Origin of the sequence: Methylocella silvestris BL2 (assembly GCF_000021745.1) — a bacterium.
Lineage (GTDB): Bacteria > Pseudomonadota > Alphaproteobacteria > Rhizobiales > Beijerinckiaceae > Methylocapsa > Methylocapsa silvestris.
Window position 1 is genome coordinate 2,619,899 of sequence record NC_011666.1, and the last position, 26,655, is coordinate 2,646,553.

Annotated in this window: 23 protein-coding genes; 11 read left to right on the forward strand and 12 right to left on the reverse strand. The window is 63.8% G+C overall.

Annotated features, from left to right (window positions below; all coding sequences use genetic code 11):
• Positions 1 to 18: 18 nt before the first annotated feature.
• Together MSIL_RS12285 and MSIL_RS12290 are read right to left on the reverse strand one after the other, a co-directional pair.
• On the reverse strand, positions 19 to 1,410 hold the full coding sequence (locus MSIL_RS12285; RefSeq protein ID WP_012591404.1) for a hypothetical protein: 1,392 nt from the start codon (positions 1,408 to 1,410) through the stop codon (positions 19 to 21).
• A 370-nt stretch (positions 1,411 to 1,780) separates the two neighbouring features.
• Positions 1,781 to 2,164, reverse strand: coding sequence for a 4a-hydroxytetrahydrobiopterin dehydratase (locus MSIL_RS12290; protein ID WP_012591405.1), 384 nt, complete (start codon positions 2,162 to 2,164; stop codon positions 1,781 to 1,783).
• A gap of 211 nt (positions 2,165 to 2,375) precedes the next feature.
• On the opposite strand from MSIL_RS12290, the gene MSIL_RS12295 reads away from it, so the two are divergent.
• The 3 genes from MSIL_RS12295 (at position 2,376) to clcA (ending at position 5,457) form a co-directional block, all read left to right on the forward strand.
• Positions 2,376 to 3,311, forward strand: coding sequence for an ABC transporter ATP-binding protein (locus MSIL_RS12295; protein WP_012591406.1), 936 nt, complete (start codon positions 2,376 to 2,378; stop codon positions 3,309 to 3,311).
• Positions 3,308 to 4,069 carry an ABC transporter permease gene (locus MSIL_RS12300; protein ID WP_012591407.1) on the forward strand — a complete coding sequence of 254 codons (762 nt, stop codon included), beginning with the start codon at positions 3,308 to 3,310 and terminating at the stop codon, positions 4,067 to 4,069. The genes MSIL_RS12295 and MSIL_RS12300 overlap by 4 nt, the downstream gene beginning before the upstream one ends.
• Positions 4,070 to 4,149: 80 nt before the next feature.
• Complete coding sequence (gene clcA / locus MSIL_RS12305; RefSeq protein ID WP_012591408.1) at positions 4,150 to 5,457, forward strand: H(+)/Cl(-) exchange transporter ClcA; 1,308 nt, start codon at positions 4,150 to 4,152, stop codon at positions 5,455 to 5,457.
• A gap of 18 nt (positions 5,458 to 5,475) precedes the next feature.
• Here clcA and MSIL_RS12310 read toward each other — a convergent pair whose 3' ends face one another.
• On the reverse strand, positions 5,476 to 6,777 hold the full coding sequence (locus MSIL_RS12310; protein ID WP_012591409.1) for an NRAMP family divalent metal transporter: 1,302 nt from the start codon (positions 6,775 to 6,777) through the stop codon (positions 5,476 to 5,478).
• Positions 6,778 to 6,930: 153 nt separating this feature from the next.
• Between MSIL_RS12310 and MSIL_RS12315 the strand changes: the two genes are divergently transcribed.
• Complete coding sequence (locus MSIL_RS12315) at positions 6,931 to 8,244, forward strand: hypothetical protein (RefSeq protein ID WP_012591410.1); 1,314 nt, start codon at positions 6,931 to 6,933, stop codon at positions 8,242 to 8,244.
• Positions 8,245 to 8,251: 7 nt separating this feature from the next.
• Here MSIL_RS12315 and eutC read toward each other — a convergent pair whose 3' ends face one another.
• The 4 genes from eutC to MSIL_RS12335 all read right to left on the reverse strand — a co-directional run bounded on the left by eutC (position 8,252) and on the right by MSIL_RS12335 (position 12,521).
• On the reverse strand, positions 8,252 to 9,076 hold the full coding sequence (eutC, locus tag MSIL_RS12320; RefSeq protein ID WP_012591411.1) for an ethanolamine ammonia-lyase subunit EutC: 825 nt from the start codon (positions 9,074 to 9,076) through the stop codon (positions 8,252 to 8,254).
• Positions 9,077 to 9,101: 25 nt separating this feature from the next.
• The gene (locus tag MSIL_RS12325) at positions 9,102 to 10,490 is read right to left on the reverse strand and encodes an ethanolamine ammonia-lyase subunit EutB (RefSeq protein ID WP_012591412.1); all 1,389 of its coding nucleotides are present in this window, start codon (positions 10,488 to 10,490) and stop codon (positions 9,102 to 9,104) included.
• A 34-nt stretch (positions 10,491 to 10,524) separates the two neighbouring features.
• Complete coding sequence (gene eat, locus MSIL_RS12330) at positions 10,525 to 11,958, reverse strand: ethanolamine permease (protein ID WP_012591413.1); 1,434 nt, start codon at positions 11,956 to 11,958, stop codon at positions 10,525 to 10,527.
• A 95-nt stretch (positions 11,959 to 12,053) separates the two neighbouring features.
• Positions 12,054 to 12,521, reverse strand: coding sequence for a host attachment protein (locus MSIL_RS12335; protein ID WP_012591414.1), 468 nt, complete (start codon positions 12,519 to 12,521; stop codon positions 12,054 to 12,056).
• Between the two features lie 308 nt (positions 12,522 to 12,829).
• Between MSIL_RS12335 and MSIL_RS20225 the strand changes: the two genes are divergently transcribed.
• The 6 genes from MSIL_RS20225 to MSIL_RS12365 all read left to right on the forward strand — a co-directional run bounded on the left by MSIL_RS20225 (position 12,830) and on the right by MSIL_RS12365 (position 21,296).
• Positions 12,830 to 14,275, forward strand: a complete 1,446-nt coding sequence (locus MSIL_RS20225) for a hypothetical protein (protein ID WP_012591415.1) — start codon at positions 12,830 to 12,832, stop codon at positions 14,273 to 14,275.
• 244 nt (positions 14,276 to 14,519) lie between these two features.
• Positions 14,520 to 16,814, forward strand: a complete 2,295-nt coding sequence (locus MSIL_RS12345) for an FdhF/YdeP family oxidoreductase (protein WP_012591416.1) — start codon at positions 14,520 to 14,522, stop codon at positions 16,812 to 16,814.
• A gap of 82 nt (positions 16,815 to 16,896) precedes the next feature.
• Positions 16,897 to 18,135 (forward strand): MFS transporter, encoded by a 1,239-nt coding sequence (locus tag MSIL_RS12350; RefSeq protein WP_012591417.1) that lies wholly within the window; start codon positions 16,897 to 16,899, stop codon positions 18,133 to 18,135.
• A 103-nt stretch (positions 18,136 to 18,238) separates the two neighbouring features.
• Entirely contained in the window at positions 18,239 to 19,183 is a 945-nt protein-coding gene (gene epsC, locus MSIL_RS12355; protein WP_012591418.1) for a serine O-acetyltransferase EpsC, read from the forward strand.
• Positions 19,184 to 19,317: 134 nt separating this feature from the next.
• Complete coding sequence (locus MSIL_RS12360; protein ID WP_012591419.1) at positions 19,318 to 20,271, forward strand: AEC family transporter; 954 nt, start codon at positions 19,318 to 19,320, stop codon at positions 20,269 to 20,271.
• 56 nt (positions 20,272 to 20,327) lie between these two features.
• On the forward strand, positions 20,328 to 21,296 hold the full coding sequence (locus tag MSIL_RS12365) for a magnesium and cobalt transport protein CorA (RefSeq protein WP_012591420.1): 969 nt from the start codon (positions 20,328 to 20,330) through the stop codon (positions 21,294 to 21,296).
• 123 nt (positions 21,297 to 21,419) lie between these two features.
• On the opposite strand, the gene MSIL_RS22345 is transcribed toward MSIL_RS12365, so the two are convergent.
• Positions 21,420 to 21,629 (reverse strand): GCG_CRPN prefix-to-repeats domain-containing protein, encoded by a 210-nt coding sequence (locus tag MSIL_RS22345; protein ID WP_012591421.1) that lies wholly within the window; start codon positions 21,627 to 21,629, stop codon positions 21,420 to 21,422.
• Positions 21,630 to 21,726: 97 nt separating this feature from the next.
• On the opposite strand from MSIL_RS22345, the gene MSIL_RS21985 reads away from it, so the two are divergent.
• Positions 21,727 to 22,020, forward strand: coding sequence for a CorA family divalent cation transporter (locus MSIL_RS21985; protein ID WP_244406123.1), 294 nt, complete (start codon positions 21,727 to 21,729; stop codon positions 22,018 to 22,020).
• Here the strand turns inward: MSIL_RS21985 and MSIL_RS12375 are convergent.
• From MSIL_RS12375 to MSIL_RS12390, 4 genes are read right to left on the reverse strand one after another with little or no spacing between them, the layout of a single operon-like run.
• Positions 21,974 to 22,372, reverse strand: a complete 399-nt coding sequence (locus MSIL_RS12375) for a type II toxin-antitoxin system VapC family toxin (protein WP_012591422.1) — start codon at positions 22,370 to 22,372, stop codon at positions 21,974 to 21,976. The genes MSIL_RS21985 and MSIL_RS12375 overlap by 47 nt on opposite strands.
• On the reverse strand, positions 22,369 to 22,608 hold the full coding sequence (locus tag MSIL_RS12380) for a type II toxin-antitoxin system VapB family antitoxin (protein WP_012591423.1): 240 nt from the start codon (positions 22,606 to 22,608) through the stop codon (positions 22,369 to 22,371). The genes MSIL_RS12375 and MSIL_RS12380 overlap by 4 nt, the downstream gene beginning before the upstream one ends.
• A gap of 50 nt (positions 22,609 to 22,658) precedes the next feature.
• Entirely contained in the window at positions 22,659 to 24,395 is a 1,737-nt protein-coding gene (gene cysI / locus MSIL_RS12385; RefSeq protein WP_012591424.1) for an assimilatory sulfite reductase (NADPH) hemoprotein subunit, read from the reverse strand.
• Between the two features lie 12 nt (positions 24,396 to 24,407).
• On the reverse strand, positions 24,408 to 26,234 hold the full coding sequence (locus MSIL_RS12390; RefSeq protein ID WP_012591425.1) for an assimilatory sulfite reductase (NADPH) flavoprotein subunit: 1,827 nt from the start codon (positions 26,232 to 26,234) through the stop codon (positions 24,408 to 24,410).
• Between the last annotated feature and the right edge of the window lie 421 nt (positions 26,235 to 26,655).

Here is a 26,655-nt window from a genome sequence, read left to right on the forward strand (position 1 = left end):
CGCCCCGTGTTTCGGCGATCAGGGACAAGGCGCCGCATATTTCGCCGTGACGGCGATGTCGAGCGGCGCGCCGCCGTCGGCAGGCTTGATGTTCGTCAGCTGAATGGCGATCGACGGCGAAAAGACGCTTCTTTTCAAAGGAACGATCAGGACATTGGACCAGGCGCGCGGCGCGCCGGCCAAGAAACCGCCGGTAGCGACCGCATCGGCGGAAACGACGGCCCTGTCGAAATTGATGATAAGATTAGCGTCTCCGCTCGCCGAGAAACCACAATTGGACGTGTAGCCGGGAACCGCGGGCGTCGTGCCGTTAGCGGTGGTGACTGGCGAATCGATGCCCGACCGGCTCGTCGCGTCCGCATTGGGGCGAATGAACGGAATCAGCGATTGGAACGGCGCTGTGGCGCCTTCTGCGGGCAATGTTCCGGTCGTGGCGTAGCCATTCCAGATATTGGCGGTTTTTTGGCTGGGCAGCCAGATATAGGGGCGCGGATCCTGATATGTGCTTTTTGGGGCGATGACCACATTGACCATATGCTCGTCGGCGCCCCAAGGGCTGGTGTTGGTGTTTCTCACCACATCATAGGCGGCCCGCCAGGCGCCCGCATTGGTCCGCCAGTCTGGAGCCAGCACAGGCGCGGTCATCGGGGGCGTCGCGGGCAAAGCGCGATTTAAAATATCGTCCATCCATATGCGCATGAAGCGCGCGCTGATCCTGTGCTGCCAGCCATAATTTGAGCCGCCGTGCCAGTCGCCCGGCTGACTGACGACGGTGATCGGCCGCCCTTGCGCCGCCAGAGAGCGCGCGAAGGCGTCGTGACTCATCGGCGGCGTCAAATCCTCGACATTGCTTAAAAGGCCGCCGTAGAAATCGCCGGGATCGGACAGAAACAGATGGGGAACCCATGGCGGCGGCAGATAGGGATCGAAATCCAGCTCGTCGAATGTCGCGACGGCAAGGACGCGCTGGGGCGCCTGCGTCGGATCCGGGTTCGAGAGAAGGGGACTTGACGCCGCGACCGCCGCGCCGGCGGCCCCCGCCGAGAAGCCCATCAGCACGACATTCAGATTTTGAATTTCGGGATGATCGGGGAAGGTTTTGGAGCCAGCCTTCAAAGCGTCCAGAACACGCTGCGCGCTCTCGTCCGGGGTCCTCCAATCGAGATTGACGTCGATCAGCATCGCGTTGGTGTGCCTCGCCAAGGTGACCATTTCGCGATCATCGTCAGGCAAGGGGGTCGACATATTGTTGATGATCGCCACCCGCACGGGCTGCGACACATCGTAAATATAGGCGGAATTTCCATTGAGACGGCCGCTCCAGGGGGCGGCGTGCGCATGCGCGGAAAGGCCAAGAATTCCCGCAAAAATTGTACCGGCAAGACGTTGATTGAATTCTCTTTTAGCCATCGGCGCCACCCAGCTATCGCTCTGTAAGATATTTACAGCTTGGCGGCCAAATTACGAATAATGAAATACGACATTATTTACATTTGATGGGATCGGGCCAAATTCCTTACAAAATCAACGCTTCACGCTGGAAGCGCGGCCGATAGGCCCGCCCAAAAGGTTTCTGTTCCGCGTGAGACGTCGGAAAAGCCAGGGGCTGGCGATAAGCAAGAGACGGCTTTCTCGCCGGATATATGCGTATTTAACTACCCATATAATGAATAATAAGCGTAATATATGGCCTATATTCTTATAGCATCATGTAGATCCGCCGCGCGCAGCGGCTCTACCTTGCTTCCCGCTCCTAGAGAACACGCAGCGACTGCTTCGTTCAATCGTCATATTTGACATAGGCGAAGCGGGGGTCGCTCTCGGGCGTTCCTTCAAGCGCGCCGCCCTCTTTGCCAGGCCGCCAGCTGACCACATCCTCGATCTTCTTCGCGAGGGTGAAATCCTTGTCCGTAATGCCCTTGGCGTGGTGATTCTTGAGCTTCACCTCGACAAAGGCGTAAGACGCGGCAATGTCGGGATGGTGCCAGGCGGCCTCGGCGAGATGGCCGACCGTATTGATCACCATCAGCGTGCCTTTCCAGCTATGCGTCTTGAACTTGCGGCGGATCCAGCCGTTCTCCAGCCGCCAATGCGGCAATTCGGCCTTCAGCTTGGCCTCGACCTCTTCATCCGAATAGACGCGCTCCTTGATTGATTCGGTCATCTCGTCTCTCCCAATGCCTCGCGAACCTTTGTCCGCCGCGCCGAAATCCTAGCTTGCAGCATACAAGCTTTTCATGAATTGGTTCCGATTCAGATTCCACGGACGCATCGATCCGCGCGCCAGCCGCCCATATCGGGACCGGCGAGATCGAAAACTGCGTCTTTGACAAAAGAGCGGCGGCCAGCGCCGTCCGACCGGCCCGGAGACGCGTTTGAAGCCCATTATTTCGATATCCGGCCTGACCAAGACCTATGCGTCGGGCTTCAAGGCGTTGAAGGGGATCGATCTCGATATTCGCCCCGGCGAGATTTTTGCGCTGCTCGGGCCGAATGGCGCGGGCAAGACGACTCTGATCAATATCATCTGCGGCATCGTCAACCGGACCGCGGGCTCGGTCCTCGCCGACGGCCATGACGTCGTCCGCGACTATCGCGCCGCCCGCTCGCTGATCGGTCTCGTGCCGCAAGAGCTTTCGACCGATGCTTTTGAGACGGTGACCTCGACGATCACCTTCAGCCGCGGCCTCTACGGCAAGCCGCCCAATGCCGCGCTGATCGAAAAGCTTCTGCGCGACCTCTCGCTCTGGGACAAAAAAAATAGCAAGATCATGACCCTCTCCGGCGGCATGAAGCGGCGCGTGATGATCGCCAAGGCGCTCTCGCATGAGCCGAAAATCCTGTTCCTCGACGAGCCGACCGCCGGCGTCGACGTCGAGCTGCGCCGCGACATGTGGGCCATGGTGCGCGGCCTGCGGGAGAAGGGCGTCACCATCATCCTCACCACGCATTACATCGAAGAGGCGGAAGAAATGGCCGACCGCGTCGGCGTGATCCGCAAGGGCGAACTCATCCTCGTCGAGGATAAGGCGGCGCTGATGAAGAAGCTCGGCCGCAAGCGGCTGCGGCTTTCGCTGAGGACGCGGCTGGAGCGCATCCCGGACGCGCTGTCACGCTTCGGCCTCGAGCTCACGGGCGGCGGCCACGAGCTCGTCTATTCCTTTCGGTCCGGCGCGGAGGAAGCCGGCGTCGCCGCGCTGATCCAGTCGGTGGGCGACCTTGGCCTCGCGATCAACGACCTCGACACCAAGGAAAGCTCCCTCGAGGAGATTTTCGTCAGCCTTGTCCACGAGCCGAAAGACGCCCCATGAATTATCACGCCATCCGGGCGATCTATATCTTCGAGATGGGCCGCGCCTTTCGCACGCTCTTGCAAAGCATCGTCTCGCCGGTGATCTCGACCTCGCTTTATTTCGTCGTCTTCGGCGGCGCCGTCGGCTCGCATATGGCCGCAATCGACGGCGTCAGCTACGGCGCCTTCATTGTGCCGGGCCTCACCATGCTGTCGGTGCTGACGCTCAGCGTCGCCAACGCCTCCTTCGGCATTTATTTTCCGCGCTTCGCGGGAACGATCTATGAGATTTTGTCGGCGCCGGCGTCGGCCTTCGAGATTGTCTGCGGCTATGTCGGCGCCGCCGCGAGCAAATCCATTCTGATCGGCGTCATCATTCTCATCACGGCGCGCTGCTTCGTCCCCTTCGACATCGCCCACCCATTCTGGATGGCCGCGTTTTTGATCCTCACCGCCGTCTCCTTCAGCCTGTTCGGCTTCATCATCGGCGTCTGGGCCGACGGCTTCGAGAAGCTGCAGCTCGTGCCGCTTCTGATTGTGACGCCGCTGACTTTTCTTGGCGGCACTTTTTATTCGATCGACATGCTGCCCCCGTTCTGGCGAACGCTCACGCTGGCCAATCCGGTCGTCTATCTCATCAGCGGATTCCGCTGGAGTTTTTTCGGAACCGCCGATGTCGGGGTCGGCCTCAGCCTCGCCATGACGCTCGGCTTCCTCCTCTTGTGCCTTGCTCTGATCACCTGGATTTTCCGCACCGGCTATCGGCTGAGAGCATAGTCCGGCGGCGCAGCGAAGGCGTTGCGGTTTGCCCTTCGGCGGATCGCGTGTAGCTTGCGGCGCCCTCCCGGGAATCGTCCATGCAGACCGCCTCCAACCGCTCGAGCCTCACTGCGCTGGCGCTGCTGTCGGTTCTCGCCGGCGCCGGCGCCGGGCTCGTCTGCGGCCTGTTCCGTCTCGCACTCGACGCCGCCGCGCAGCTACGCGCCGCCTTTCCGCAGACATGGACCGGGTCATCCTGGAGCGGCTGCCTTATTTTGATGGGCGTCGCCGCGACGGCCACGGCGACGGCGGCCTTGCTGGTGCGGCGCATTGCGCCGACCGCGATCGGCAGCGGCATCCCGCATGTCGAGGCGGTCATCGCCGTCGAGACGCCGCCCGCGCCCTTCATCCTTCTGCCGGTGAAATTCATCGGCGGCGTGCTGGCGATGGGCTCCGGCCTCGCCCTCGGCCGGGAAGGCCCTTGCGTGCAGATGGGCGCGACGCTCGCCCAGCTTCTCGGCCAAATTTTTCGCCGCGACTGGCCCGACCGGCAGACCCTGCTCGCGGCGGGAGCCGGCGCGGGGCTGGCCGCCGCCTTTAATGCGCCGCTTGCGGGCGCCGCCTTTGTGCTCGAGGAATTGCTGCGGCGGTTCGACTTACGGGCGGCTTTCGCAGGGCTCGGCGCGTCGATGAGCGCCATCGTCGTCGCGCGCCTGTTTACCGGCGCCGCGCCGGACTTCCTGCTGCCGCAGCTTCCGCTGCCGGACGCCCGGGATTTTGCCCTCTGCCTCGGTCTTGGCGTCGTCGCCGGCGGGTTTGGCTCGCTCTACAATCACCTTGTGCTGGAAGCGCTGGATCGGTCCGACGCCATGGTTCGTGTGCCAATCGAATTGCAGGCGGCCGTGGCCGGAGCTTTCATTGGCGCGCTGGGCTGGTTCGCTCCAAGCCTCGTCGGCGGCGGCGACGGCATGACGCAGGCCCTTCTCACCGGCGCGCCCGCGCTGGCGCTGATCCCGCTCGCCTTCCTTCTGCGGCTGTTTCTCAGCGCGGCGTCCTACGCGGCGGGGACGCCCGGCGGCCTGTTCGCGCCGATGCTCGTTCTGGGCGCGCAGATCGGTTATTTTTTCGGGGCGGCGCTGCACCCTTTCATGGCTGCCGGCGAGTCGCATGCGGTTCTTTTCGCGGTAGTCGGCATGGCGGCCTTCTTCACCGCCGTCGTTCGCGCGCCTCTGACCGGCATGATCCTCGTCACCGAAATGACCGGCTCGTCGGCGGCGCTGCTGCCGATGCTCGGCGCCTGCTTCACCGCGATGGGATTTGCGACGCTGCTTGGCGGCAAGCCGCTGTATGATTCGCTGAAGGAGCGGAGCGCGCATCCCCACGAGGCCGGACCCGGAAAAAAATGATCGCTCGACCGCGAATCGTTACGGCTCGATAATCGACAACACGATAAAGCCGAGGCTCGCGACCGCCATCACCGCTGCCGCGAACCAGCCGGCGAGCGTCATCGGCCAAGACAGCACGAACTCTTTCATGATCTTTTTATTGTTGGCGATCAGCAGCATCGCCGCCATGATCGGCGCCGCCAGCACGCCGTTCAGAACCGCGCTCCAATAGAGGGCCTTGATCGGATCGACCTTCAGCAAATTGAGGCCGAGCCCCATCAAGGTCGCGACGACAATGACGCCATAGAAGGCGCGGGCGTCCTTGAGCTTGCGGTCGAGGCCTTCGACCCAGTTGAAAGTTTCGCAGACGGCGTAAGCGGCCGAGCCGGCAAGAACCGGCGTCGCCAGCATGCCCGTGCCGACGATGCCCAGCGCGAAAACGACGAAGGCGAACTCTCCGGCAATCGGACGCAAGGCTTCGGCCGCCTGCGCCGAGGTCTGGATATCCGTCGTTCCATGGGCGTGCAGCGTCGCCGCCGCCGCGAGGACGATGAAGAGGGAAATCAGATTGGAAAGACCCATGCCGACCCAGGTGTCGATGCTGACGCGCTCGATCTCGCCGGTATCGTCCCCCGGCGTCACATAAAGCGGCTGGGTCGAGCGGCGAAATTGCTCTTCGACTTCCTGCGAGGCCTGCCAGAAAAAAAGATACGGGCTGATCGTCGTGCCAAGCACGGCGAGAAGCGCCATGACATGAGCCGAATCGAAGGACATCGACGGAATCAAGATGCTCTTCAGCGCCTCGCGCCAGGGCATATCGACCATGAACACGACGATGACATAGGAAAACAGCGACAGCGTCAGCCATTTGAGGATCGAGGCGTAACGCGCGTAGCTCAGCCAGATCTGGAGGACAATGCAAAGGCCGGCGAGCAGAGCGGTATAGGCCAGCGCCGGGCCGCCGATGAGAAGCTGGACCGCGGCGCCCATTGCGCCGAGGTCGGCGCCGAGATTGGCGACATTGGCGACAAGCAGCGCCAGCACGACGACGCGAAGCAGCGAGCGAGGATAGTTCCGGCGCAAATTCTGCGCGATGCCGCGTCCGGTGACGCAGCCGATGCGCCCCGCGATGGCCTGAGTCACCGCCATCAGCGGATAGCTGAACAATAAAATCCAGGAGAGCTGGAAGCCGAATTGCGCGCCGACCTGGCTGTAGGTCGCGATCCCGCTTGGATCATCATCGGCGGCGCCCGTGATCAGGCCGGGGCCGAGCGCCCGCCCAACCCTTGTCCAAAGACCTTCAGGCGCGCTCCTCACGGAGTCATCGAAGCTGGAATTCATTGTTTGCCTTGAGAGAACGAGAGGTTGCCGCCGCTATAGCGCAATCTCGTTCCCCGCATAGCGTTCCACCGAGGATCCGCCGGCGGGTGGGCGCGTCCGGCAGCTTGGCGTTTTGGCCGCAGAGGATTAAACTTGGCGGGAAAGCGGGGTCCGATGCGTCGCCGTTCTGCTCTCCTGCGGGCGCTTCTTGCGCTGGCCGCCGCCCTTTGCCTCTCCGCGTGCTCCGGCGCCGTCTGGCAGCAACGGGTCGAGACGCCCGTCGGCGACGACATCACCTATGACGAAAAAGTGTTCCGCGACATCGAGCATGTCATCGACGTCTGCGCGACGCCGCTCACGCTTCAACCGGGCCAGACGCGACTCAACGGCTCCGATACGCTCTTGGCGGATTGCAAGACCGGCGGCGCAATCGATTTCGCCCGCATCGAACGCGGCTCGGCCAATCCCGCCGGAGCGCGCGCGGCCGCCACGATTATGTCCGTGATCAATGCCGAGCTGCCGCAGCCGATCCCCGCCCGGCTGCTGTCAGTGGAGACGACGCAGCAGGCGCAGCTGCTGACCTGGCTCATTCCCATGTTCCAGCGGCAGGTGGACGGCATGGACGATCTGCCGAGCTTCGCTCGCGACGCGATCATGCAGGTGGTGCGCTCGCTGCTTGGCGGGGCGGGCTGCACGTTCAAGACGAATGTCAATGTTACGCTGAACGCCCTCAACTTCACGTCTATCCAATTCTCGTGGGAGCGGGGCGCGCGCGGAGCTCGCGTGCTGCGGCTCACGGCCGATCTCGACGCCGCACAGCCGCAGGCCACGGCGAATATTACGACCGACCTCAAATGCTTTGGCTCGAACAAGAACGTCGCGAATTCGCTGCTCGAATCCATGGCTCCCGATGGACCGCACGCAGTCACCCTGCGCGGCGGCCATATCGTCGTCGACTATGGCTTGTCCGTGCGGGTCAATCCGCAGTCGCATCGCGGCGAGATCGCAGTCAACGCCAATTCGGTCGATTTCACGCTGGATAGCATCTCGATCGAGCATTTCAACAAACAGCCCGCCGATGCTTTTCTCGACCAGAAAATCGCGGACCTCAATCTGACGGCGGCGGGCGTGGCGCAAAAGGCGGCCACGCTCCTCAAGCGGCCGTTCGCGGCGGCGAGCCCGCTCCTTGGCAATCTTCTGCTCGCCGGGCTCGATCTCGACCAGCCGGAAGACACAAGGCGCCTGACCGTTGTCGGCGTGGAAGTCGACACGAGCGCCGGCGCCGGAGCGCATACGATGCGTTTCGCCACGATGCGGACGGACAAGGTCTGTTTCTTTCGCCCGGGCGGCCATATCGGGCCGGATGGGCGCTTCGTCCCCGGGGAAGGAGAATGGGTCTGCGGCAATTTCCCGCCGCCGAAACAGGCTTGCACGCCCATTCCCGGCACAAGACTCTGCCTGCCGCCGCCGCGGCTGCCGCGGCCCTGAGCTCGCGTCAGACCGGAGGGACCGCGCCTTCGCTGATCAGGAAATTGGTCTGGTCCTGTTTCCCCTCCGTGGGAAGAACCTTCATTTCGGATTCATCCTTGAGGTCAACGCCCGACAATTTCCGCCGCTTCGCCTCTTTGAGGAGGTAGTCGAGGCGGTGCGCCGCAGCGCCAAAGCTCTGTCCCTCCGGCCGCACATTGGAGATGCAATTGCGCGCTTCGTCGGTGAGACCGACCCGCGGCGCGTAGGTCATATAAAGGCCGAGACTGTCCGGCGCGCTAAGGCCCGGTCGCTCGCCGATCAGAATGACGACGATCTCCGCGCCGAAAATCGCGCCGATCTCGTCGCCGATCGCGACCCGTCCCTGTTCGACAAGAGCGACCGGCGCCATGCGCCAGCCGGCCTCGGTCAGTTTCGGGCGGATCGCCTCCAGCATCGACAGCGCGTGCTCATTGACCGCGAAAGCCGATAGGCCGTCGGCGACGACGAAGGCGATGTCGAAGCCATGCGCGCCCTTGGCCGCAAGCGCCGCAAGCTTTTCGCGCGAGTCCGCGCCGAGCTTGCGGCCGAGATCGGGGCGCTGCAAATAGGTGGTGCGGTCGGGCGCAGCGCTATGCAATTCAATGACGGGAAACTGCGCCGCCTCCATGCGCGCGCAAAGCCCCTCGCGATCCATCGGCAAATGCACGGCGTCGCGCGCCCGCGCATGGGCGAATTGAAAGTCGAGCAGGGGCTTGGTCGGAATGCTGACCCCGGCGCGGCCGAGCGCGATGCGCGCCTGAGTCAGGCGGCGCAGCCCTTCCCAGGGATTGACGACGACGAGATCGTTCATCGCGGGCCTTTCAATATCACAAGTTCTACGCGATCCGCGCCAGCGCGGGCGCGAACATGGACGACAGGGCTTTGCGCGGACGTGGATGATCTGCGCCCTCGAAGACGCCCTTGCGGATCAACCAGCTTTCGAATTCGGGGGCCATGCGCAGACCCAGAACTTCACGCACATAGAGCGCGTCATGGAAGGACGTCGTCTGATAATTCAGCATGATGTCATCCGATCCCGGGATGCCCATGATGAAACTGCAGCCGGCGGCCGGCAGCAGGGTCAAGAGCATGTCCATATCGTCCTGATCGGCCTCGGCGTGATTGGTGTAGCAGATATCGCAGCCCATCGGCAGGCCGAGCAGCTTGCCGCAGAAATGATCCTCAAGTCCGGCGCGAATGATCTGCTTGCCGTTGTAGAGATATTCGGGCCCGATGAAGCCGACCACCGTATTGACGAGCAGCGGATGAAACTCGCGCGCGACGGCGTAGGCGCGCGCCTCGCAGGTCTGCTGATCGACGCCATGATGGGCGTTGGCCGAAAGCGCCGAGCCCTGGCCGGTTTCGAAATACATCACATTGTCGCCGACCGTTCCGCGCTTTAAGGCCAGCGCCGCTTCGCGCCCTTCCTTGAGCACCGCGAGATCGACGCCGAAACTTTTGTTCGCGGCTTCCGTGCCGGCGACCGACTGGAAGACGAGGTCGACCGGCACGCCGCGATTGATCGCCTCGATCGAGGTCGTGACATGGGTCAGGACGCAAGACTGGGTCGGGATCTCATATTTATGGATCACCTCGTCGAGCATGGTCAAAAGGGCGCAGACGGCAGGCACGCTGTCGGTCGCCGGATTGATGCCGATCACCGCATCGCCGCTGCCGTAGAGGAGGCCGTCGAGGATGCTCGCGGCGATGCCCGCCGGATCGTCGGTCGGATGATTCGGCTGCAGGCGGGTCGAAAGCCGCCCGGCGAGGCCGATGGTGTTGCGCAGCCTGGTGACGACGCGGCATTTGCGCGCGACGAGGATCAGATCCTGCACGCGCATCAGTTTGGAGACGGCCGCGGCCATTTCGGGGGTAACGCCGGGGCTGAGCTTCGTCAGCGCGGCCTCATTGGCCTCGGCGCCGAGCAGCCAGTTGCGGAAATCGCCGACCGTCAACCCGCTCACCGGCGCGAAGGCGTCGGCGTCATGCCGATCGATAATCAGCCGCGTGACTTCATCGTCCTCGTAAGGGATCACAACCTCGTTGAGGAACGCCTTGAGGGGCGTGTCGCTCAGCGCCATTTGCGCCGCGGCGCGCTCGGAATCATCCTCGGCCGCGACGCCGGCGAGATAGTCGCCGGAGCGCGCCGGGCTCGCCTTGGCGAGAAGCGTCTTCAGGTCGGGGAAGCGATAGGTTCGCCCCCCGACGCTTTTCGCATAGGTCATCGCTTCCCCTCGTTCAGACTCAAAGCCGCAAGACTTAGGGCTGGACGCCTTCGGCCTTCAATTCATCGGTCGACTCGATGAGCGCGTCAATCGGCGACTCCTCGCGCCGCTTCGCGGTGGTGAGGAAGTAGAGATAGCCGATCGCCAGCAGGACGCAGAAGATGATGAAGATCAGGAAATTATAGTAGATCATCGCGATCATGCAGACGCCGGCCGCGATCAGAGCGAAGGCCGGGAACCACGGATAGAACGGCGCGCGGAACGGACGCGCCATCGTCGGCTCGGTCTGGCGCAGCTTGAACAGGCTCGCCATGCTGATGATGTACATCAAGATCGCGCCGAACACCGACATGGTGACGATGTTCGCCGTCAGAGGCTGGCCGCCGATGACGAGCAGATTGTCGCTGAAGATCGCCGCGATGCCGACGGCGCCGCCGGCGAGGATCGCGATCCACGGGGTCTTGAATTTCGGATGCACTTTGGCGAGCACGGGCGGAAGATAACCCGCCCGCGCCAGCGCGAAAATCTGCCGCGAATAGCCGATGATGATGCCGTGAAAGGAGGCGACGAGGCCGAACAGGCCAAGCGCCACCAGCATGTGCAGCCAGCCGCTCTTTTCCCCAACGATGAATTTCATGGCCTGCGGCAGCGGGTCATTGATGTTCGAAAGCAACGTCCAGTCGCCCGCGGCCCCGGCGAACAGCATGACGCCGATGGCCAGAAACAGAAGGGTCAGGATGCCGGTGATATAGGCGATCGGGATCGAGCGCTTTGGATCCTTGGCTTCCTCGGCGGCCATGGCGACGCCTTCGATCGCGAGGAAGAACCAGATCGCAAAGGGGATCGCCGCGAACATGCCGGAAATCGCCGCCCCGCTGAATTGATCCTGACCGGACCAGCCGCCCTTGACGAAATTGGCGATCGAGAAGCCCGGGCTGACGACGCCCATGAAGACGAGCAGTTCGAAAATCGCCAGCACCGTCACCACAAGTTCGAAAGTGGCGGCGATTTCGACGCCGATAATGTTGAGCCCCATGAATATGATGTAGGCGCCCAATGCCGCGACTTTGGGATCGAGAGCCGGAAATTGCACGTTAAGATAGGCGCCGATGGCGAGCGAGATCGCCGGCGGCGCGAAAACGAATTCGATCAGCGTCGCCGCCCCGGCGAAATAACCGCCGGTCGGGCCATAGGCGTGGCGCGCATAGGCGAACGGGCCGCCCGCATGAGGGATGGAGGTCGTGAGCTCTGTGAAGCTGAAAATGAAGGTCGTATACATGGCGGCGATGAACAGCGCCGTGACGGTGAAGCCGAGCGTTCCCGCCGTGGCCCAGCCATAGCTCCAGCCGAAATATTCCCCGGAAATGACGAGGCCGACGGCGATGGCCCAAAGCTGGAGAGTCGACAGACTCTGCTTCAGCTCATGATGCGTTACGACGCCAACATGATGCCCATGTGCTTCTTCCATGCGAAGTTCCCCCTTAACGCTGCCCCGATCAGATCCCCGCCGAGCGTCACGCAGGCCGGCGGTCCCCATGCAAGATGGGGACCCGTCCTTGAAGCCTAACGAATCCGATGGGGCGGCCGGACCCATTGGCTAAGATGCGGCTGCAGTTCGTGGTCCGGAACCTTGGTCAGATCCTTGGCGAGAGCGCCGCGCAGCTTATCGGCCGCCGGCTTGTCGAGGCTGTCCTTAAGTTCGCTCAGGATATGGCTTGGCGCGACGAGCACGAGCTCATCGAATTCGCCCCGCCGCGAGGCGTCCGCCACCCAGCGCCCCAGCTTCTGCGCAAAATGCTGCTTGGCCGCTTCGGCCGGGTCGGTGCGCGGTTCGGCGCTATGGCGGGTCGCGGAGGCGCTTTCATGGACGCGGCCCGGCCGATCCGCGCCAAGGTCGGAGGAGCGCAAATGGGCGCTTTCGGACGTCATATGATCATGCGTTTCGAGGGTAAAATCTTCGGGGCGCGGGATCACGACGCGCGCCTGCCCTCCATCAGCCACGACGATCCATAGCTTTGCGCTGTGCGCCATTTCGTTCCTCGCCGTTTTTGGAGCGCTTCGTTCAAGGGGCGTTAAGCATGACGAACGAAAAACAAGCCGGTTTTTACGTAAAGTTAGACCCAACTCGCCGATATCCATAAGGCAAAATGAGCTTTCGCCCATTTTTTACAGAGTTGCGCGTGCGAGGCGCGCCGGACCGATCCGGCGGATCAATGACGAATGTTCTGCGCCCGCGGCAAAGAACAGCCACAATTGCACAGTCTTAATGGCGGTTAAGAATTAAGGCGCAGCTTGAGACGCGCGGCAAGATTTAAGTATGGAGTCGAGGGGTCGGAACCATGAGCGAGCCAGCACCGAAACGGCAGCCACTGATCGATCTTTATGAATTTGAGCGTCGCATGCGCGGCGAAACCGCCCTGGCGATTGGGGATGGAAAGTTTTTTGAGCGCGAGGCCGACGCTTCGGCCGGCGCGGAACCGGAGCACGCGCCCATCATGGCCTCTCGCCAGAACACCTCCTTCCCGGCCTACGCCGAAGACCACGCCATCCCGTTCGAAGCGGCCGAGCCGGTGATCGGCGGCGATTTCGCCGAGATCGAGGCGGCCCTGCTGCGCGCCGCCCTCGTCGCGGACCCGGCGCGACAGGACGCTGACGCCCAGGCCTTCCAGCCCATCATTCTTCCCGCCCTGCGCGCGACGCGCGATCATGAGGATGAGCCGTTCGCTTTCGCCAGCGCCCCGTTCAGCGCTTTCGCCGCCGAGACCGGCGAAGGACAGCCGGCCGCGTTCTCCGCCCTCGACGACGAGCGCCTCCTGACGCAGGCCCCGGTCGACCACTTCGTCTATGTCGACGACGCGGCCGTGTCCGGCGAAGCCGCCCTCTACGAAGAAGAAAAGCGGTCGCGCCGGCCGCTCTATCTGATGGCCGCGGTGGTCATCGCCGGCATGGCCGGAATTATCACAAGCTCGGCGCTGAAACGCGACGCCGGCTCCGACGATCGCAGCGAGCCGATGCAGACTGCAGCGATGGCGCCCGCGTCGACTGCTGCCGCCGAAGCCTCGTCCGCGGCCTCCCCGGCGCCTGCGGCAGGCGCGGAAACGTCCGCCCCGCAAGCCGCCGCGCCGCAGCTTGCCTCGATCGGGCAGGCGCCGGCTGAGACGCCGGCCGCCGACGCAGCTCCGGCGCAAGCCGCAGGCGGCGCGTTGTCGCTCCAGGACGCCGCGACGCCCCCGACCGCCGCGATGGGCAGCCTGCTCGCCCCGCCGCCCTATGGCGCCGCTCGCACCTCGGCCGCTGCGGCGGCAGCCCCCGCAGCCGCGACCGTGGCGCAGGCGCCGGCCGCATCGGCCCCGGTGGCCCTTGGCGAACCGAAGAAGGTGAAGACGGCCTCGGTGCGGCCGGATGGCACGATCGCCAAGGCCGAACCGGCCGCTCATGTCGCCGCCAAGGAGGCGGCTGTGAAAACCGCGGCCAGAGACGCCGCAAAGCCCGCTCCCGCCAAAACGGCCGCTTTGCCGCCGGCGCGGCCGGCCAAGGTCGCCGCCAAGCCGGCCGACGCCGCCGCCAAAACCGCCCACAATGACGCGAACAACCGTCCGAAGAGCGCGGCTCAAGCGCAGCAAGACCCGCAGCCCGTTCAAGTCGCCTCGGCGCCGATCGAGCCGGCGCCGGCGCCGAAGCCAAATCCGCTCGCCTTCGTCGACACCGCGGTGAGTTCGATCAGCGGGGCCACGACCAAATTGCTCGATTGGACCCGCTCGGCGACCAATCTTACGCATAACTGATCAAGCGGCGCCCTTTGGGCGCCGCTCCGAACTTCGGACCAGCATGATCGCCGCAAGCTTGCGCGATCATGCTTTTTTTTTGCCCTGCCGCCGGCGCGCCAACGCGGCGATTCGACGCCGCGCGAGCCGGGCAAGGCGGTTTATGGAAACCGCATCTCGATGATAAGGATTGATCTGGCGCAAACGGGATTCATCCCGCAGCGCCGGCCTTTCATCCTTTACGAGCCCCGAGGAGATCCCCAAGATGAGCAAGATGGACCCGCCGGGCGTGAAACCCTATGACGGTCCCGCGGGCGGCTGGGGCGCGCTTCACGCCGTCGCCAAGGCGATCAAAGACCAGACTGCCGTCACGTCCGACGTGCGAGCCCTGCTCAAGGCGAACCAGCCGATGGGCTTCGATTGCCCCGGCTGCGCCTGGCCGGACCCCGACCACCGATCATCCTTCGAATTTTGCGAAAACGGCGCGAAAGCGGTCGCCTGGGAGGCCACGGCCAAGCGCGCGGCCCCGGAGTTTTTCGCCGCGCATCCCGTGGCCGAACTCTGGACCTGGTCGGATTTCGATCTCGAGAAACAGGGGCGGCTCACCCATCCGATGGCCTATGATACGGCGAGCGACCGCTATCTGCCGATTTCCTGGGATGAAGCCTTCACGCGCATCGGCGCGGCGTTGCGCGCCCTGCCCGATCCGAACATGGCGGAATTCTACACCTCGGGGCGCGCCTCCAACGAGGCGGCGTTTCTTTATCAGCTGTTCGTGCGGGAATTCGGCTCCAATAATTTTCCCGACTGCTCCAACATGTGCCATGAGGCGACGAGCGTCGGCCTGCCGGACTCGCTCGGCGCCGGCAAAGGCACGGTCACGCTCGAAGATTTCGACCATTGCGACGCCATTTTCTGCATCGGCCACAATCCCGGCACCAACCATCCGCGCATGCTCGCGACGCTGCGCGAGGCGGCCAGGCGTGGCGTGCCGATCGTCGTGTTCAACCCGCTGCGCGAGCGCGGCCTCGAGCGTTTCGCCTCGCCCCAGGATCCGATCGAGATGCTGACCATGCGCTCGACGGAGATCGCCTCGTCCTACTATCAGGTCAAGGTCGGCGGCGACCTCGCCGTGCTGAAGGGCATGATGAAAACGACGCTCGCGCTCGACGCCGCCTCTCTTGCGAGCGGCGGCCCGGGCGTGCTTGACCGCGCCTTCATCGCGGAGCACACATCGGGCTTTGAGGCGCTCGCGGCTGATCTTGAAGGGACCGAATGGGCGGCGATCGAGCGCCAGTCCGGCCTCTCGCGCGCTGACATTGAGGCGGCGGGGGCGGTCTACGCCAAGGCGAGCCGCGTCATCCTCTGCTATGGCATGGGCGTCACCCAGCATCGGCATGGCACCTCAAACGTGCATCAGCTCGCCAATCTTCTGCTACTCCGCGGCAATATCGGCCGGGAGGGCGCGGGAATCTGCCCGCTGCGCGGCCATTCCAACGTCCAGGGCGACCGCACCGTCGGCGTCACCGAAATTCCGGACGAAGCGTTTCTCGCTCGGCTCGACGCCGCCTTCGGCATCGCCTCGCCACGGGAGAAGGGCCATAATGCGATCGAGACGGTGGAGGCGATCCGCGACGGAAAATCAAAGGCGATCATCTGTCTTGGCGGCAACCTCGCCGTGGCGATGTCAGACCCGGAGGCCACCTTCGCCGCGATGCGCAAGCTTGATCTTGCCGTCCATATCGCGACCAAGCCCAACCGCAGCCATCTGATCCTGGCCAAAGAGTCGATCATCCTGCCGTGCCTCGGCCGCACCGAGATCGACGTGCAGGAGACCGGGCCGCAAGCGGTCACCGTCGAGGATTCAATGTCGATGGTGCATGCCTCGCGTGGCGGCCTGAAGCCGGCGTCGGACGAGCTCCGCTCGGAGCCGGCGATCGTCGCCGGCATCGCCAAGGCCGCCCTGCCGCAAAGCAAGGTCGCCTGGGACCATCTCATCGCCGACTATTCCCGCATCCGCGACAAGATCGAAGAGGTGTTCCCTGATTTTTTCAATTTCAACGAACGCATCATGCAGCCCGGCGGATTTCGGCTGAAGGTCGCCTCCTCGGAGCGGGAGTGGCGCACGCCGTCCGGCAAGGCCAATTTCATCCCCGCCGAGGGGCTGGCCGAGGATCCGGCCGTCGGCGCCGACGCGCTGGTCTTGACGACAATCCGCAGCCACGACCAGTACAATACGACGATCTACAGCCTCAACGACCGCTATCGCGGCATAACCGGGCGGCGCGACGTCGTCTTCGTCAACGCCAAGGATCTTTCCGCGAGGGGGCTCAAGCACGGCGACGCCGTTGATCTTGAGACGGTGCCGGCCGACGGCGCAGGCGGCGCGCCGCGCCGGATGCGGGGCCTCACAGCCGTCGCCTACACGATCGCCGAAGGCTCCGTCGCCGCCTACTACCCGGAAGCCAATAATTTGATCGCGCTCGAGTCTTACGATCATCGCAGCGGCACGCCAGCCTATAAATCGGTTCCGATCCGCCTGCGCGCCGCGGGCGCCTGATCGTCCCAGAGCCAGACCACAATCGCGTGTGAAACGGAGAAGCCCCCTGCTTCTCCGTTTTATTTTTGGTAAAGCCGCATGCATGGATGACAGGACGCCCGACGCAATCGCGGCCCCAGCGACGCCCCTGCTGCGCCAGCGCAGCGTGCAGCTGTTCGTCGGCGCGCGCATGGCGATGGCCTTCTCCATGCAGATGCAGCATGTCGCCATCGCCTGGTCCGTCTATGCGCTGACCGGCGATCCGTTGAGCCTCGGCCTGATCGGCCTTGTCGAATTTCTTCCGTCCGTGCTGTTCATCCTCGTGACCGGCGGCGTCGCCGACCGGCTCGATCGCCGCAAGGTTGGCGTCGTCAGCGCTGCGGCGCAGGCCTTCGCGTCGGTTTGTCTCCTTTATGCGGCGGCCAGCGCCTCGCCGAACCTCGCGCTCATTTACGCCATCGTATTTTTTCTCGGGACGGCGCGCTCCTTCGCCCAGCCGGCGCTCGCGGCGCTGCTGCCCGGTATCGTCGAAGTTGCGGATTTTCCCCGCGCGGTGGCGATGACGACCTCCTCGCTGCAGGTCGCAATGATCGCCGGCCCGGCGGCGGGCGGTCTTCTGATGGCCTGGAGCGCTCCGGCGCTGTTTGCGCTGGCGGCGGCGCTCAACGCCGCGGCGGCGCTTATGATTGCCTTCATCAAAGCGCGGCAGGGCCGCGGCGAAGCGGAGAAAGAAACCGGCTTCAAAAGCCTGCTCGCCGGCTTTTCCTATGTTCGCGCCAACCGCCTCCTGCTCGGCGTCATCTCGCTCGATCTGTTCGCCGTGCTGTTTGGCGGCGTCACCGCCCTCTTGCCGATTTACGCCCGCGACATTCTCGACGCCGGCCCGGTCGGGCTCGGATTGCTGCGCAGCGGCCCGGCGATGGGCGCGATTGTCGTCGGCCTCATCCTCGCCCGCTTCCCGCTGCGCCGGAACGTCGGCGCGATCATGCTCGCATCGGTCGCCGCCTTTGGCGCGGCGACGATCCTTTTTGCGCTTTCGACGAAGATGCCGCTTTCCGTCGCCGCAATGATCGCCCTTGGCGGCTTCGACATGGTCAGCATGGTCATCCGCTTCACCATGGTGCAGCTCGGCACGCCGGATGCGATGCGCGGGCGGGTCAACGCCATCAATTATGTCTTCATCGGCGCCTCGAACCAGCTCGGCGACTTCGAATCGAGCGTCGTCGCCTCTTTCGCGGGGGCAAAGGGCGCGGCCGTGATCGGCGGCGTCGGAACGCTTCTCGTCGTCGCGCTCTGGGCCTGGCGATTCCCCGAGCTGCGCCGCGCCGACCGGCTTGAATGAGGCGCCGGGCCGCAGGGGCGGGAGATTTTAATTCTATCGACGGCCGCGCGCTTGTTTGGGTAGATAGCCCTCAAATCCCGCCGCGGATCGGAAAGGTCGCAGCATGAGTCCCGTATCGAGAAAGGCGAGCGCTTTGCGTAGCGCCAGCCCGCATTGGAATATCAAGGCGATAACCGCCGAATTGCGCGAGCTGCGCGTCAAGGACCACGAGCTGCGTGAAGGACCGGTGAAGCTCCCTTCGCGCAAGGCGCTGGTCAAGGTTATGGAGGGCTTCAGCGCAGCCTTGTTTCCGAACCGCCTCGGCCTTTGTGAAATCAGCGACGAAGGCGTCGACTTTTTCGTCGGACATACGCTCGACCTGACGCTGACCGAGCTATTGCAGCAGGTCCGGCTCGAGTTCGAGTTCACCTGCGCCCGCGGCGTCGTCATCCCCCCCGAAAACGACCTCTCGGCGCCGGTCGTCGGCGCGCTCGCCAAAGAGCTGCCCAGGATCCGCGCGTTGCTCGACGCCGACATCCGCGCCGCCTTCGACGGCGATCCGGCGGCGCGCAGCATCGACGAGGTGCTGATCTGCTATCCCGGCGTCACGGCGATCATCCATCACCGCATCGCCCATGTGCTCTATAAGCTCGGCGCGCCGCTGCTCGCCCGCATGATCGCCGAGATCGCCCATTCGACGACCGGAATCGACATCCATCCGGGCGCGGAGATCGGCGAGAGCTTCTTCATCGATCACGGCACCGGCGTCGTCATCGGCGAGACGACGATCATCGGCAAGCGCGTGCGGCTCTATCAGGCGGTCACGCTGGGGGCGAAGCGCTTCGCCACCGACGAACACGGCGCGCTGCTGAAGGGGGGCGCCCGCCATCCGATCGTCGAGGACGACGTCGTCGTCTATGCCGGCGCGACGATCTTGGGCCGCGTCACGATCGGCCGCGGCTCGTCGATCGGCGGCAATGTCTGGCTGACGCGCAGCGTGCCGCCCGGCAGCACGATCTCGCAGGCGCAGCTTCGCAGCGAGGATTTTCACGACGGCGGCGGGATCTGAAAGTCGGTTTGGAGAAATTCCCATTTCTCCCATATCCCTCATGCGGAGGAGGCTGGAAGAGCCGTCTCGAACCTTGAGGGCGTCGCCAATGCGCCTGCGCTCGGAGCGGCGCCCATGACCGCTGAGGCGCTTTGATGCTGAGCGCCTTCGGCGCCGTCATTCCGATCTTCGCCCTGATCGTCGCGGGCGTCGCCATCCGGCGCTGGGAGATTTTGGGTCCCGGCGCCTCGCGCGAGCTGAACCGCTTCGTCGTCTTTCTCGCGCTGCCGGCGCTGTTGTTCGACATCATGGCGCACGCCAGCTGGTCGTCGATCTGGCAGCCGGGTTTTATCGGCGCCTTCGGGCTCAGCTCAGCGATCGTCTTCGCGCTTGCCGTCGCGGTCCGCCTCGCCGCTGGACGACCGCTGGCCGACGCCGGCGTCGACGGCCTCAACGCCGCCTATGGCAACACCGGCTATATCGGCATCCCGCTGTGCCTCGTCGCGCTCGGCCCGGCGAGCCAGACGGGCGCCGTGATCGCGACGATCTTCACCGCCTGCGTTCTGTTTGGCGGCGCGATCGTTCTGATCGAGATCGGGCTGCAGGCGGAAAAGCGGATCGCCCCGCTGATTTTCAAGGTGGCGAAATCGCTGCTGCGCAATCCGCTGGTGGCGGCGCCCGCTGCTGGCGCGCTCATCAATGCGCTGGGGTTCAAAATCCCCGATCAGGCCGAGGTCTTCTTCAAGCTGCTCGGCTCCGCCGCCTCTCCCTGCGCTCTCGTCGCGCTCGGCCTGTTCTTCGCCGGCGGGCGCGATCGGGCGGAGGAGGCGGCGCCAAAGCGGGAGGCGGCTGCCGCCGCTTTTCTGATCGGTCTAAAACTCATCGCGCAGCCGCTGATCGCCTTTCTGCTCGTCGAGAAAATCTTCGCGCTGGAGCCGGTCGCGGCGAAAACGGCGGTGGTCATGGCCGCGCTGCCGACGGGCACGGGCTCCTTCATGCTCGCCGAATATTACCGGCTGGACGCAGGCCTGACGTCCAAGGTCATTTTGATCTCGACGGCGCTCTCAGCCGTCACGATCGCGGCCTATCTCGGCTTTGCAGGCCGCTAGTTCGCCTGTAGCCTTCGCGCATAACAAAAGCCGCCACGGGTCTGGAGAAGCCGTCAATGGGCAAGGTAATCGCCGCGACCGCCTATAGCGCCGGCCGCAAGGTGGCCGATATTTCCATCGCGGAGAGCGGCGAATGGGCCAACCGCCCCGGCCATTTCGTCTGGATCGGCATAGAGGCGCCGAGCGAGCACGAGCTGCGCGCGCTGCAAAAGCAATTCGGCCTGCATGAGCTCGCGCTGGAAGACGCCCTCAACGCGCATCAAAGGCCGAAGGTCGAAGTCTATGGCGACACCAGCTTTCTGGTGCTGCGCACCGCCTTTCTGATCGACGGCCATATCGCGCTCGGCGAAACCGAGATCTTCGTCGGCAAGGGCTATGTCATCTCGGTGCGCCACGGCGCCTCGGCGTCCTATACGCGGGTGCGGCAGTGCGCCGAGGCGACGCCGAAGCAGCTCAGCCATGGCGAGGACTATGTGGTCTACGCCATCGTTGATTTTATCGTCGACAATTATCTGATCGTCGTCGAAAAGCTCGCCGCCGAGGTGGAGGCGCTTGAGGACCATGTGCTGGAGCCGCTGGATGAGACGCGGGTGGCGCGGATCTATGAGCTGCGGCGGGAGCTGCAAAAGTTGCATCTCGTCGCCGCGCCGGCGGTCGAAGTGTGCAGGCGGCTTGAGCACGCCGACATTCCCGGAATCGACGCGGATTTCCGGCCCTATTTCCGCGACATCGGCGACCATGTGAACAGAGCCCTGGAGCAGATCAATTCTCTGCGCGAAATGCTTGGCTTCGCCTTCGAGGCGGGGCTGTTATTGGAATCCTCGCGCCAAGGCGCGATCGGCCGCCGCCTCACAGGCTGGGCGGCCATTCTGGCCGTGCCGACCGCGATCGCCGGCATCTACGGCATGAATTTCAAGAACATGCCGGAGCTCGAATGGCAGTACGGCTATTTCGCCGCGCTCGGCGTGATTTTCTCGACGTGTTTTTATTTGTTCTACCGGTTCAGGAAGGCCGGGTGGATTTGACGGTAGGCAGGACTTCGATGTGCGAGCAACAATACAGGGTCGCGACCCGAGACGGGGCTTGCGCCATGCCTGCCGGCTTGCTCCGGCAGACAGTTAGTCGGCTGCTGCAGACGTCAGCTGCAATCACCTGAAGCAGCGCATGTTTCCATTAGGCATGCGAACGGCGGTATGGCCCGTTCGTCTCAAGCACCAATCCTGATTTTGACCCCCCCAGACGCACTGGCCCCACCCATTGCGATGGCCGTTTGGACCACAGCCGCCTAAAGCAAACGCCGGCGACAAGTTCGTGGAAAGGATGATGACACCGAGCATCGCAGTCTTGAGCGCTTTCATAAGTACCCCCTCAAATACGCGACAATTGGCAAGCCGCGTTTCTGAGATGATAGTTGAGCGGGCGCTTTGTGCCTAGGCTGACGAAAGCGCGCCATAGATGATCGATTCAACGATCGCGCGTGCACGTCAGCGACAGCGTATCGGTGGCGGATCATATGCGCAGTTGCGGCAAGACGCGATCGGCCGCCGCATCAAAGGCGGCATCTGCGGCATGAATTTCGAGAACATGCCGGAGCTCGAATGGCAGCACGGCTATTTCGCCGCGCTCGGCGTGATTTTCTCGACCTGTTTTATCTGTTTTATCAATTCCGGAAGGCGGGATGGATTTGAGGCTAGCAATCGTTTCAAATGCAGGTCCGAACGTCGGTCGCTGAAAAATCGGCTCCCTTGAAGAGCAATGGCGCATCCATCGTCACGGCAAGCGCATAGGCGGCGCAATCCGCGAGATTGAGCCGCGCCAGCGAATGGACGCCCTTCCCGTAACGGTCAAACGCCGAGAGCGCCGCGCGCGCCTGAATTTCGTCGAAGGGGATGATCTCAAAATCGTTTTCAACCTGAAGAAAACGCCACATTCGATCGGCGGCGGTCATACCGCGTCGAATACGCAACACGAGCCCTGCCTCATGGACATTGACCGCAGACACCAACAGGCGGTCTGCCTGTTGGATTGCTGCGGCGTAGACCGCCGCGTCGGCCTCCATTTCAAGAATGGCGATCAGGGCGGAGCTATCGACGACAATCATAAATCGTTCAGGTTGTCCGTGATTTCACGCGGAGAACGTGAGTCGAGGAGCGGTAGGCCGGCGACCTCGGCTCCGACTGCCAGCATGCCCTCGACGCTCATGCGCCGGCGTGGACGGAGCCCAGCGGCGCGCAGCTTCTCATGGAGCGCCCGCCTGATGGCCTCTTCGACGGGAAGGTTTTGCGCTGCGGCGAGCCGCCGGGCAAGAGCTTCGATCTCTTGAGAAAGATGGATCATACCGGCAAATCTAGCGCAAGCCGCCACGAAAGGCTAGAAAACGGGGGCCCTCAATCATTGAACTCCCGACCCGCACGGACTTCCTTCACATAGCCGGCGCGGATGGTGAAATCTCCAAAATGTTCGCCCGGGTTTTTGTCCTGCGCGTAATGCCCGGCGATCGCGTCGACCGCTTGCAAAATCGCGTCCTCGCCGACATTTTCGAGATACATCTTGTTGAGGCGCTGGCCGTGAAAGCCGCCGCCGAAATAGAGATTGTATTTTCCCGGCGCGCGGCCGGTCAGCGCGATCTCCGCGACATAGGGCCTCGCGCAGCCATTCGGGCAGCCGGTCATGCGGATCGTGATCGGCTCCTTCTCCAGACCCTTCTCCGCCAAAATCGTCTCGATCTTGGTGACCAGCGTCGGCAGGTAGCGCTCGCTTTCGGCCATGGCGAGGCCGCAGGTCGGCAGCGCGACGCAGGCCATGGAATTGAGTCGCAACAGGCTCTGTTCATTGCGGTGGTCGAGCCCATATTCCCGCAGCAGCGCGGCGATCTTCGGCTTCTGCTTGGCCGGAATGTCGGCGATGACGACGTTCTGGTTCGGCGTCATCCGGAAACTACCCTGATGCACAGCCGCGATCGCCCGCAGCCCGTCCAGCAAAGCGACGTCCTCACGATTGACGATGCGGCCGTTCTCGATAAACAGCGTGTAATGATAGCGGCCGTTCTCGCCCTTCGCCCAGCCATAGGCGTCGCCGTTCGAGACGAATTCGAACGGTCTTGCCGGCTCCAGCGCGTAGCCGAGCCGGCGCTCGATCTCGCCCTGGATGAAGTCGAGCCCATGCGTGTCGATCGTGTATTTGAAGCGGGCGTGCGCGCGCACGGTGCGGTCGCCGAAATCGCGCTGCGTTCCGACGACCGCGTCGGTCGCAGCCAAAATCTGCTCCTTCGGGATGAAGCCGATCACATCGCCAAGCCGCGGATAGGTTTCGGGCGCCTGATCGGTGCGGCCCATGCCGCCGCCGATAACGATGTTGTAGCCGATGAGCCGGCCGTTTTCGGCGATGGCGATGAAGCCGAGGTCCTGCGTGTAGACGTCGATGTCATTATAGGGCGGAATGACGAGGCCGATCTTGAATTTGCGCGGCAGATATTGCTTGCCGAGAAACGGCTCCTCGGGCTCCGACGTCGCGACGCGCTCCTCGCCATACCAGATCTCATGATAGGCGCGCATATTCGGCATCGCATGTTCGCTGACCCGCCGCGCATCATCGTAAACTTCGGCGTGAAGGCTCGAGAGGCTCGGATTGACCGAGGCCATGACGCCGCGCACGACGTCGCCGCAAGCGGCGATGGTGTCGATCAGCACCTCATGCAGGCCCTGGATCGTCGCCTTGAGGTCGTTCTTCAAGACCCAATGAAACTGGAACGTCTGCCGCGTCGTCACGCGCAGCGAGGAATTGCCATAGGCGCGCGCCAATTCGTCGAGCTTCAGCCATTGCGCCGCGGTGGCGACGCCGCCCGGCAGACGCAGACGAATCAGGAAGGAATAGGCCGGCTCCAGTTTCTGGCGGCGGCGCTCGTCGCGCAGGTCCCGGTCGTCCTGCACATAAACGCCGTGGAACTTCATCAGCTTGGCGTTGTCATCGCCCGACACGGCGCCGGTGATCGCGTCGAGAAGCCCCTCATTGATCGTGCCGCGCAAATAATCGCTGCGGACCTTCATCGCTTCATCGGGACCGAGTTTTTCCAGCGGCTGCGAGATATCGCGGCTGCGGTCGGGGCCGGCGAGGGTGTTGGTCATCTTGAAAAATCCTCAGTAGACGTCGCGCTGGTAGCGATGGCCGTCCTGCAGGGCGCGCACATAATCTTCGGCGGCTTCGCGCGAGCGCGCGCCATGCGTCTCGATGATCGCGATCAGCGTTTCATGAACGTCGGGCGCGAGCCTTGCCGCATCGCCGCAGACGTAAAAATGCGCGCCGCCCTCAAGCCAGTCGAAGAGGTCGCGCCCCTGCTCCAGCATTCGGTGCTGCACATAGGCCTTGCCCCAGCGATCGCGCGAGAAGGCGACCTCCATCCGGCTCAAAACCTTGTCCTTCAGATAGGCCTGCCATTCGGCCTGATATAGGAAATCCGACACGAAATTGCGCTCGCCGAAGAAGAGCCAGGAGCGGCCCGAAGCGCCGCGCGCCTCGCGCTCCTGCATGAAGGCGCGATAGGGCGCAACCCCTGTGCCGGCGCCGACCATGATGATCGGAACGTCGTCCGCCGGCAGGCGGAAATGCGGATTGGACTGGACATAGACCGGCGCGCGCGTGTCGGGGGCGGCGAGCTTGGCGAAAAAGCCGGAGGCGACGCCGCAGCGCTCCTCGCCGTGAAGCATGTAGCGGACGGTGGAGACGGTCAGATGCGCCTCGTCTGGATTGGCCGCAAGGCTCGAGGCGATCGAATAAAGCCGCGGCTGCAGCGGCCGCAGCCCGGCGACGAAGGATTCGGGCGTGACTTCCGACGTCGGAAAGGCCCGGATCACGTCGATGATATGATGCTCGCGCAGAAAGGCGGCGCGCTCTTCCGCGCGCTCGGGTCCGATCAGCCTTTCGAGATCATCAGCTCCGGACAGCCCGGCCCAATGTTCGAGGAAGCGAGGCGTCGCCGTGGTGATCTCGAAATGCTCCTCGAGCGCCAGCGCCAGCCGCGCCTCGCGATCCTTGACCTTCACACCCGCCGCGCCGTCAAGGCCGAGCGCCTCCAGCACGCGGTCAACGACGGCAGGATTGTTGCGCGCCATGACGCCAAGCGCGTCGCCCGGCTCGAATGTGAGCCCTGAGCCTTCGAGCGAGATTTCGATGTGGCGCGTTTCCTTGCTGGAGCCGCGGCCGGTCAGCACGAGATTATCGAGGATGCGCGCGACGAAGGGGTTGCGTTTGTCGTGGACCGATTGCTGCGGCTCGGCGAGCGGCGCGGCGCCGACGCCCGGAGCGAGCTGGCCGCCTATGTCCGCGACGAGGAGCGCCAGCGCCTCGCGAGTCCAGGCGCTGGCGGCCTCGTCATAATCGACGTCGCAATCGACGCGCGGCAGAAGGCGCGTCGCGCCGAGCTCCTCAAAGCGTCGGTCGAGCCGCTTTCCGGCTTCGCAGTATTTTTCATAAGTGGAATCGCCGAGCGCCAGCACGCCAAAGCGAAGGCCCGCCAAAGACGGCGCCTTGCGCCCTTCGACAAATTCGAAGAAGCCGATCGCCGGCTGCGGCGGATCGCCCTCGCCATAGGTGCTGGCGACCAGCAGCAGATCCTGCTCCTCTTTGAGCCGGCGGGGCTTGTAGTCGGCCATGTCGACGACGCTCGCCTCGAGCCCCAGCGCCTTGGCCTCGGCGGCGGCGATTTTCGCGAGCGCAGCGCTGTTGCCGGTCTCCGAACCGTAGAGAATGGTCAGCGTGCGGGCCGACGCGACGGTGGGGGCGACAGCAGGCGGCGGCGCGGCCAAGGCCGGGCCGGCTTGCGCCAAAGCCGCCTCAAGGCCGGCGAAATAGCCGCTGAGCCATAGCGCCTGGCGCGCGTTCAGCGACGCCGACAGATCATTGACCTGCCGCAATTGCTCGGCGCTGAGCGCTGGGCCGGGCAGTTGCGAGGGATCAACGCGCTGCAACGGCCGCGCTCCAATTTAACATTATCATTCTGTTATAGCTCGTAATTTGCGGATTTATTCTGCAGTTCTAACGAAGGAGGCCGTTCGCCGCAAGCCGCTCCACCTCGCGACAATGACCCAACGCGGCGCGCTTTCCAATCGGCGAGGCAAGCGCCGCGTCGCCGGGTCGCCGGAGACGCGCAATTCGGTCTTGGAGGCGACGCCGGAGCGCTTGTCAAGCCGGTTAGCGTTCTATAACCTTCCGCTTAATCCCAGCGCGCGCCTCAGCCGAAATCCGAATAGCTTCAAAGCATTGCATTGAACCCTATCCGCTAAAGCCGTTTGCGCGCGCCTTTGCCGTCGCCGCGGCGGAGCGCGCGTCGCCAGGAGCGCGGCGGGACGGAAAACCGACTGCTTAAAGAAAATCCGGCGCGCATGCGCC

Coding starts and splice junctions, on each gene's coding strand:
- MSIL_RS12285 (WP_012591404.1), bottom strand. CDS start 1,410: ATGGCTAAAAGAGAATTCAATCAACGTCTTGCCGGTACAATTTTTGCG.
- MSIL_RS12290 (WP_012591405.1), bottom strand. CDS start 2,164: ATGACCGAATCAATCAAGGAGCGCGTCTATTCGGATGAAGAGGTCGAG.
- MSIL_RS12300 (WP_012591407.1), top strand. CDS start 3,308: ATGAATTATCACGCCATCCGGGCGATCTATATCTTCGAGATGGGCCGC.
- clcA (WP_012591408.1), top strand. CDS start 4,150: ATGCAGACCGCCTCCAACCGCTCGAGCCTCACTGCGCTGGCGCTGCTG.
- MSIL_RS12310 (WP_012591409.1), bottom strand. CDS start 6,777: ATGAATTCCAGCTTCGATGACTCCGTGAGGAGCGCGCCTGAAGGTCTT.
- MSIL_RS12315 (WP_012591410.1), top strand. CDS start 6,931: ATGCGTCGCCGTTCTGCTCTCCTGCGGGCGCTTCTTGCGCTGGCCGCC.
- eutC (WP_012591411.1), bottom strand. CDS start 9,076: ATGAACGATCTCGTCGTCGTCAATCCCTGGGAAGGGCTGCGCCGCCTG.
- MSIL_RS12325 (WP_012591412.1), bottom strand. CDS start 10,490: ATGACCTATGCGAAAAGCGTCGGGGGGCGAACCTATCGCTTCCCCGAC.
- eat (WP_012591413.1), bottom strand. CDS start 11,958: ATGGAAGAAGCACATGGGCATCATGTTGGCGTCGTAACGCATCATGAG.
- MSIL_RS12335 (WP_012591414.1), bottom strand. CDS start 12,521: ATGGCGCACAGCGCAAAGCTATGGATCGTCGTGGCTGATGGAGGGCAG.
- MSIL_RS20225 (WP_012591415.1), top strand. CDS start 12,830: ATGAGCGAGCCAGCACCGAAACGGCAGCCACTGATCGATCTTTATGAA.
- MSIL_RS12345 (WP_012591416.1), top strand. CDS start 14,520: ATGAGCAAGATGGACCCGCCGGGCGTGAAACCCTATGACGGTCCCGCG.
- MSIL_RS12350 (WP_012591417.1), top strand. CDS start 16,897: ATGGATGACAGGACGCCCGACGCAATCGCGGCCCCAGCGACGCCCCTG.
- epsC (WP_012591418.1), top strand. CDS start 18,239: ATGAGTCCCGTATCGAGAAAGGCGAGCGCTTTGCGTAGCGCCAGCCCG.
- MSIL_RS12360 (WP_012591419.1), top strand. CDS start 19,318: ATGCTGAGCGCCTTCGGCGCCGTCATTCCGATCTTCGCCCTGATCGTC.
- MSIL_RS12365 (WP_012591420.1), top strand. CDS start 20,328: ATGGGCAAGGTAATCGCCGCGACCGCCTATAGCGCCGGCCGCAAGGTG.
- MSIL_RS22345 (WP_012591421.1), bottom strand. CDS start 21,629: ATGAAAGCGCTCAAGACTGCGATGCTCGGTGTCATCATCCTTTCCACG.
- MSIL_RS21985 (WP_244406123.1), top strand. CDS start 21,727: ATGATCGATTCAACGATCGCGCGTGCACGTCAGCGACAGCGTATCGGT.
- MSIL_RS12375 (WP_012591422.1), bottom strand. CDS start 22,372: ATGATTGTCGTCGATAGCTCCGCCCTGATCGCCATTCTTGAAATGGAG.
- MSIL_RS12380 (WP_012591423.1), bottom strand. CDS start 22,608: ATGATCCATCTTTCTCAAGAGATCGAAGCTCTTGCCCGGCGGCTCGCC.
- cysI (WP_012591424.1), bottom strand. CDS start 24,395: ATGACCAACACCCTCGCCGGCCCCGACCGCAGCCGCGATATCTCGCAG.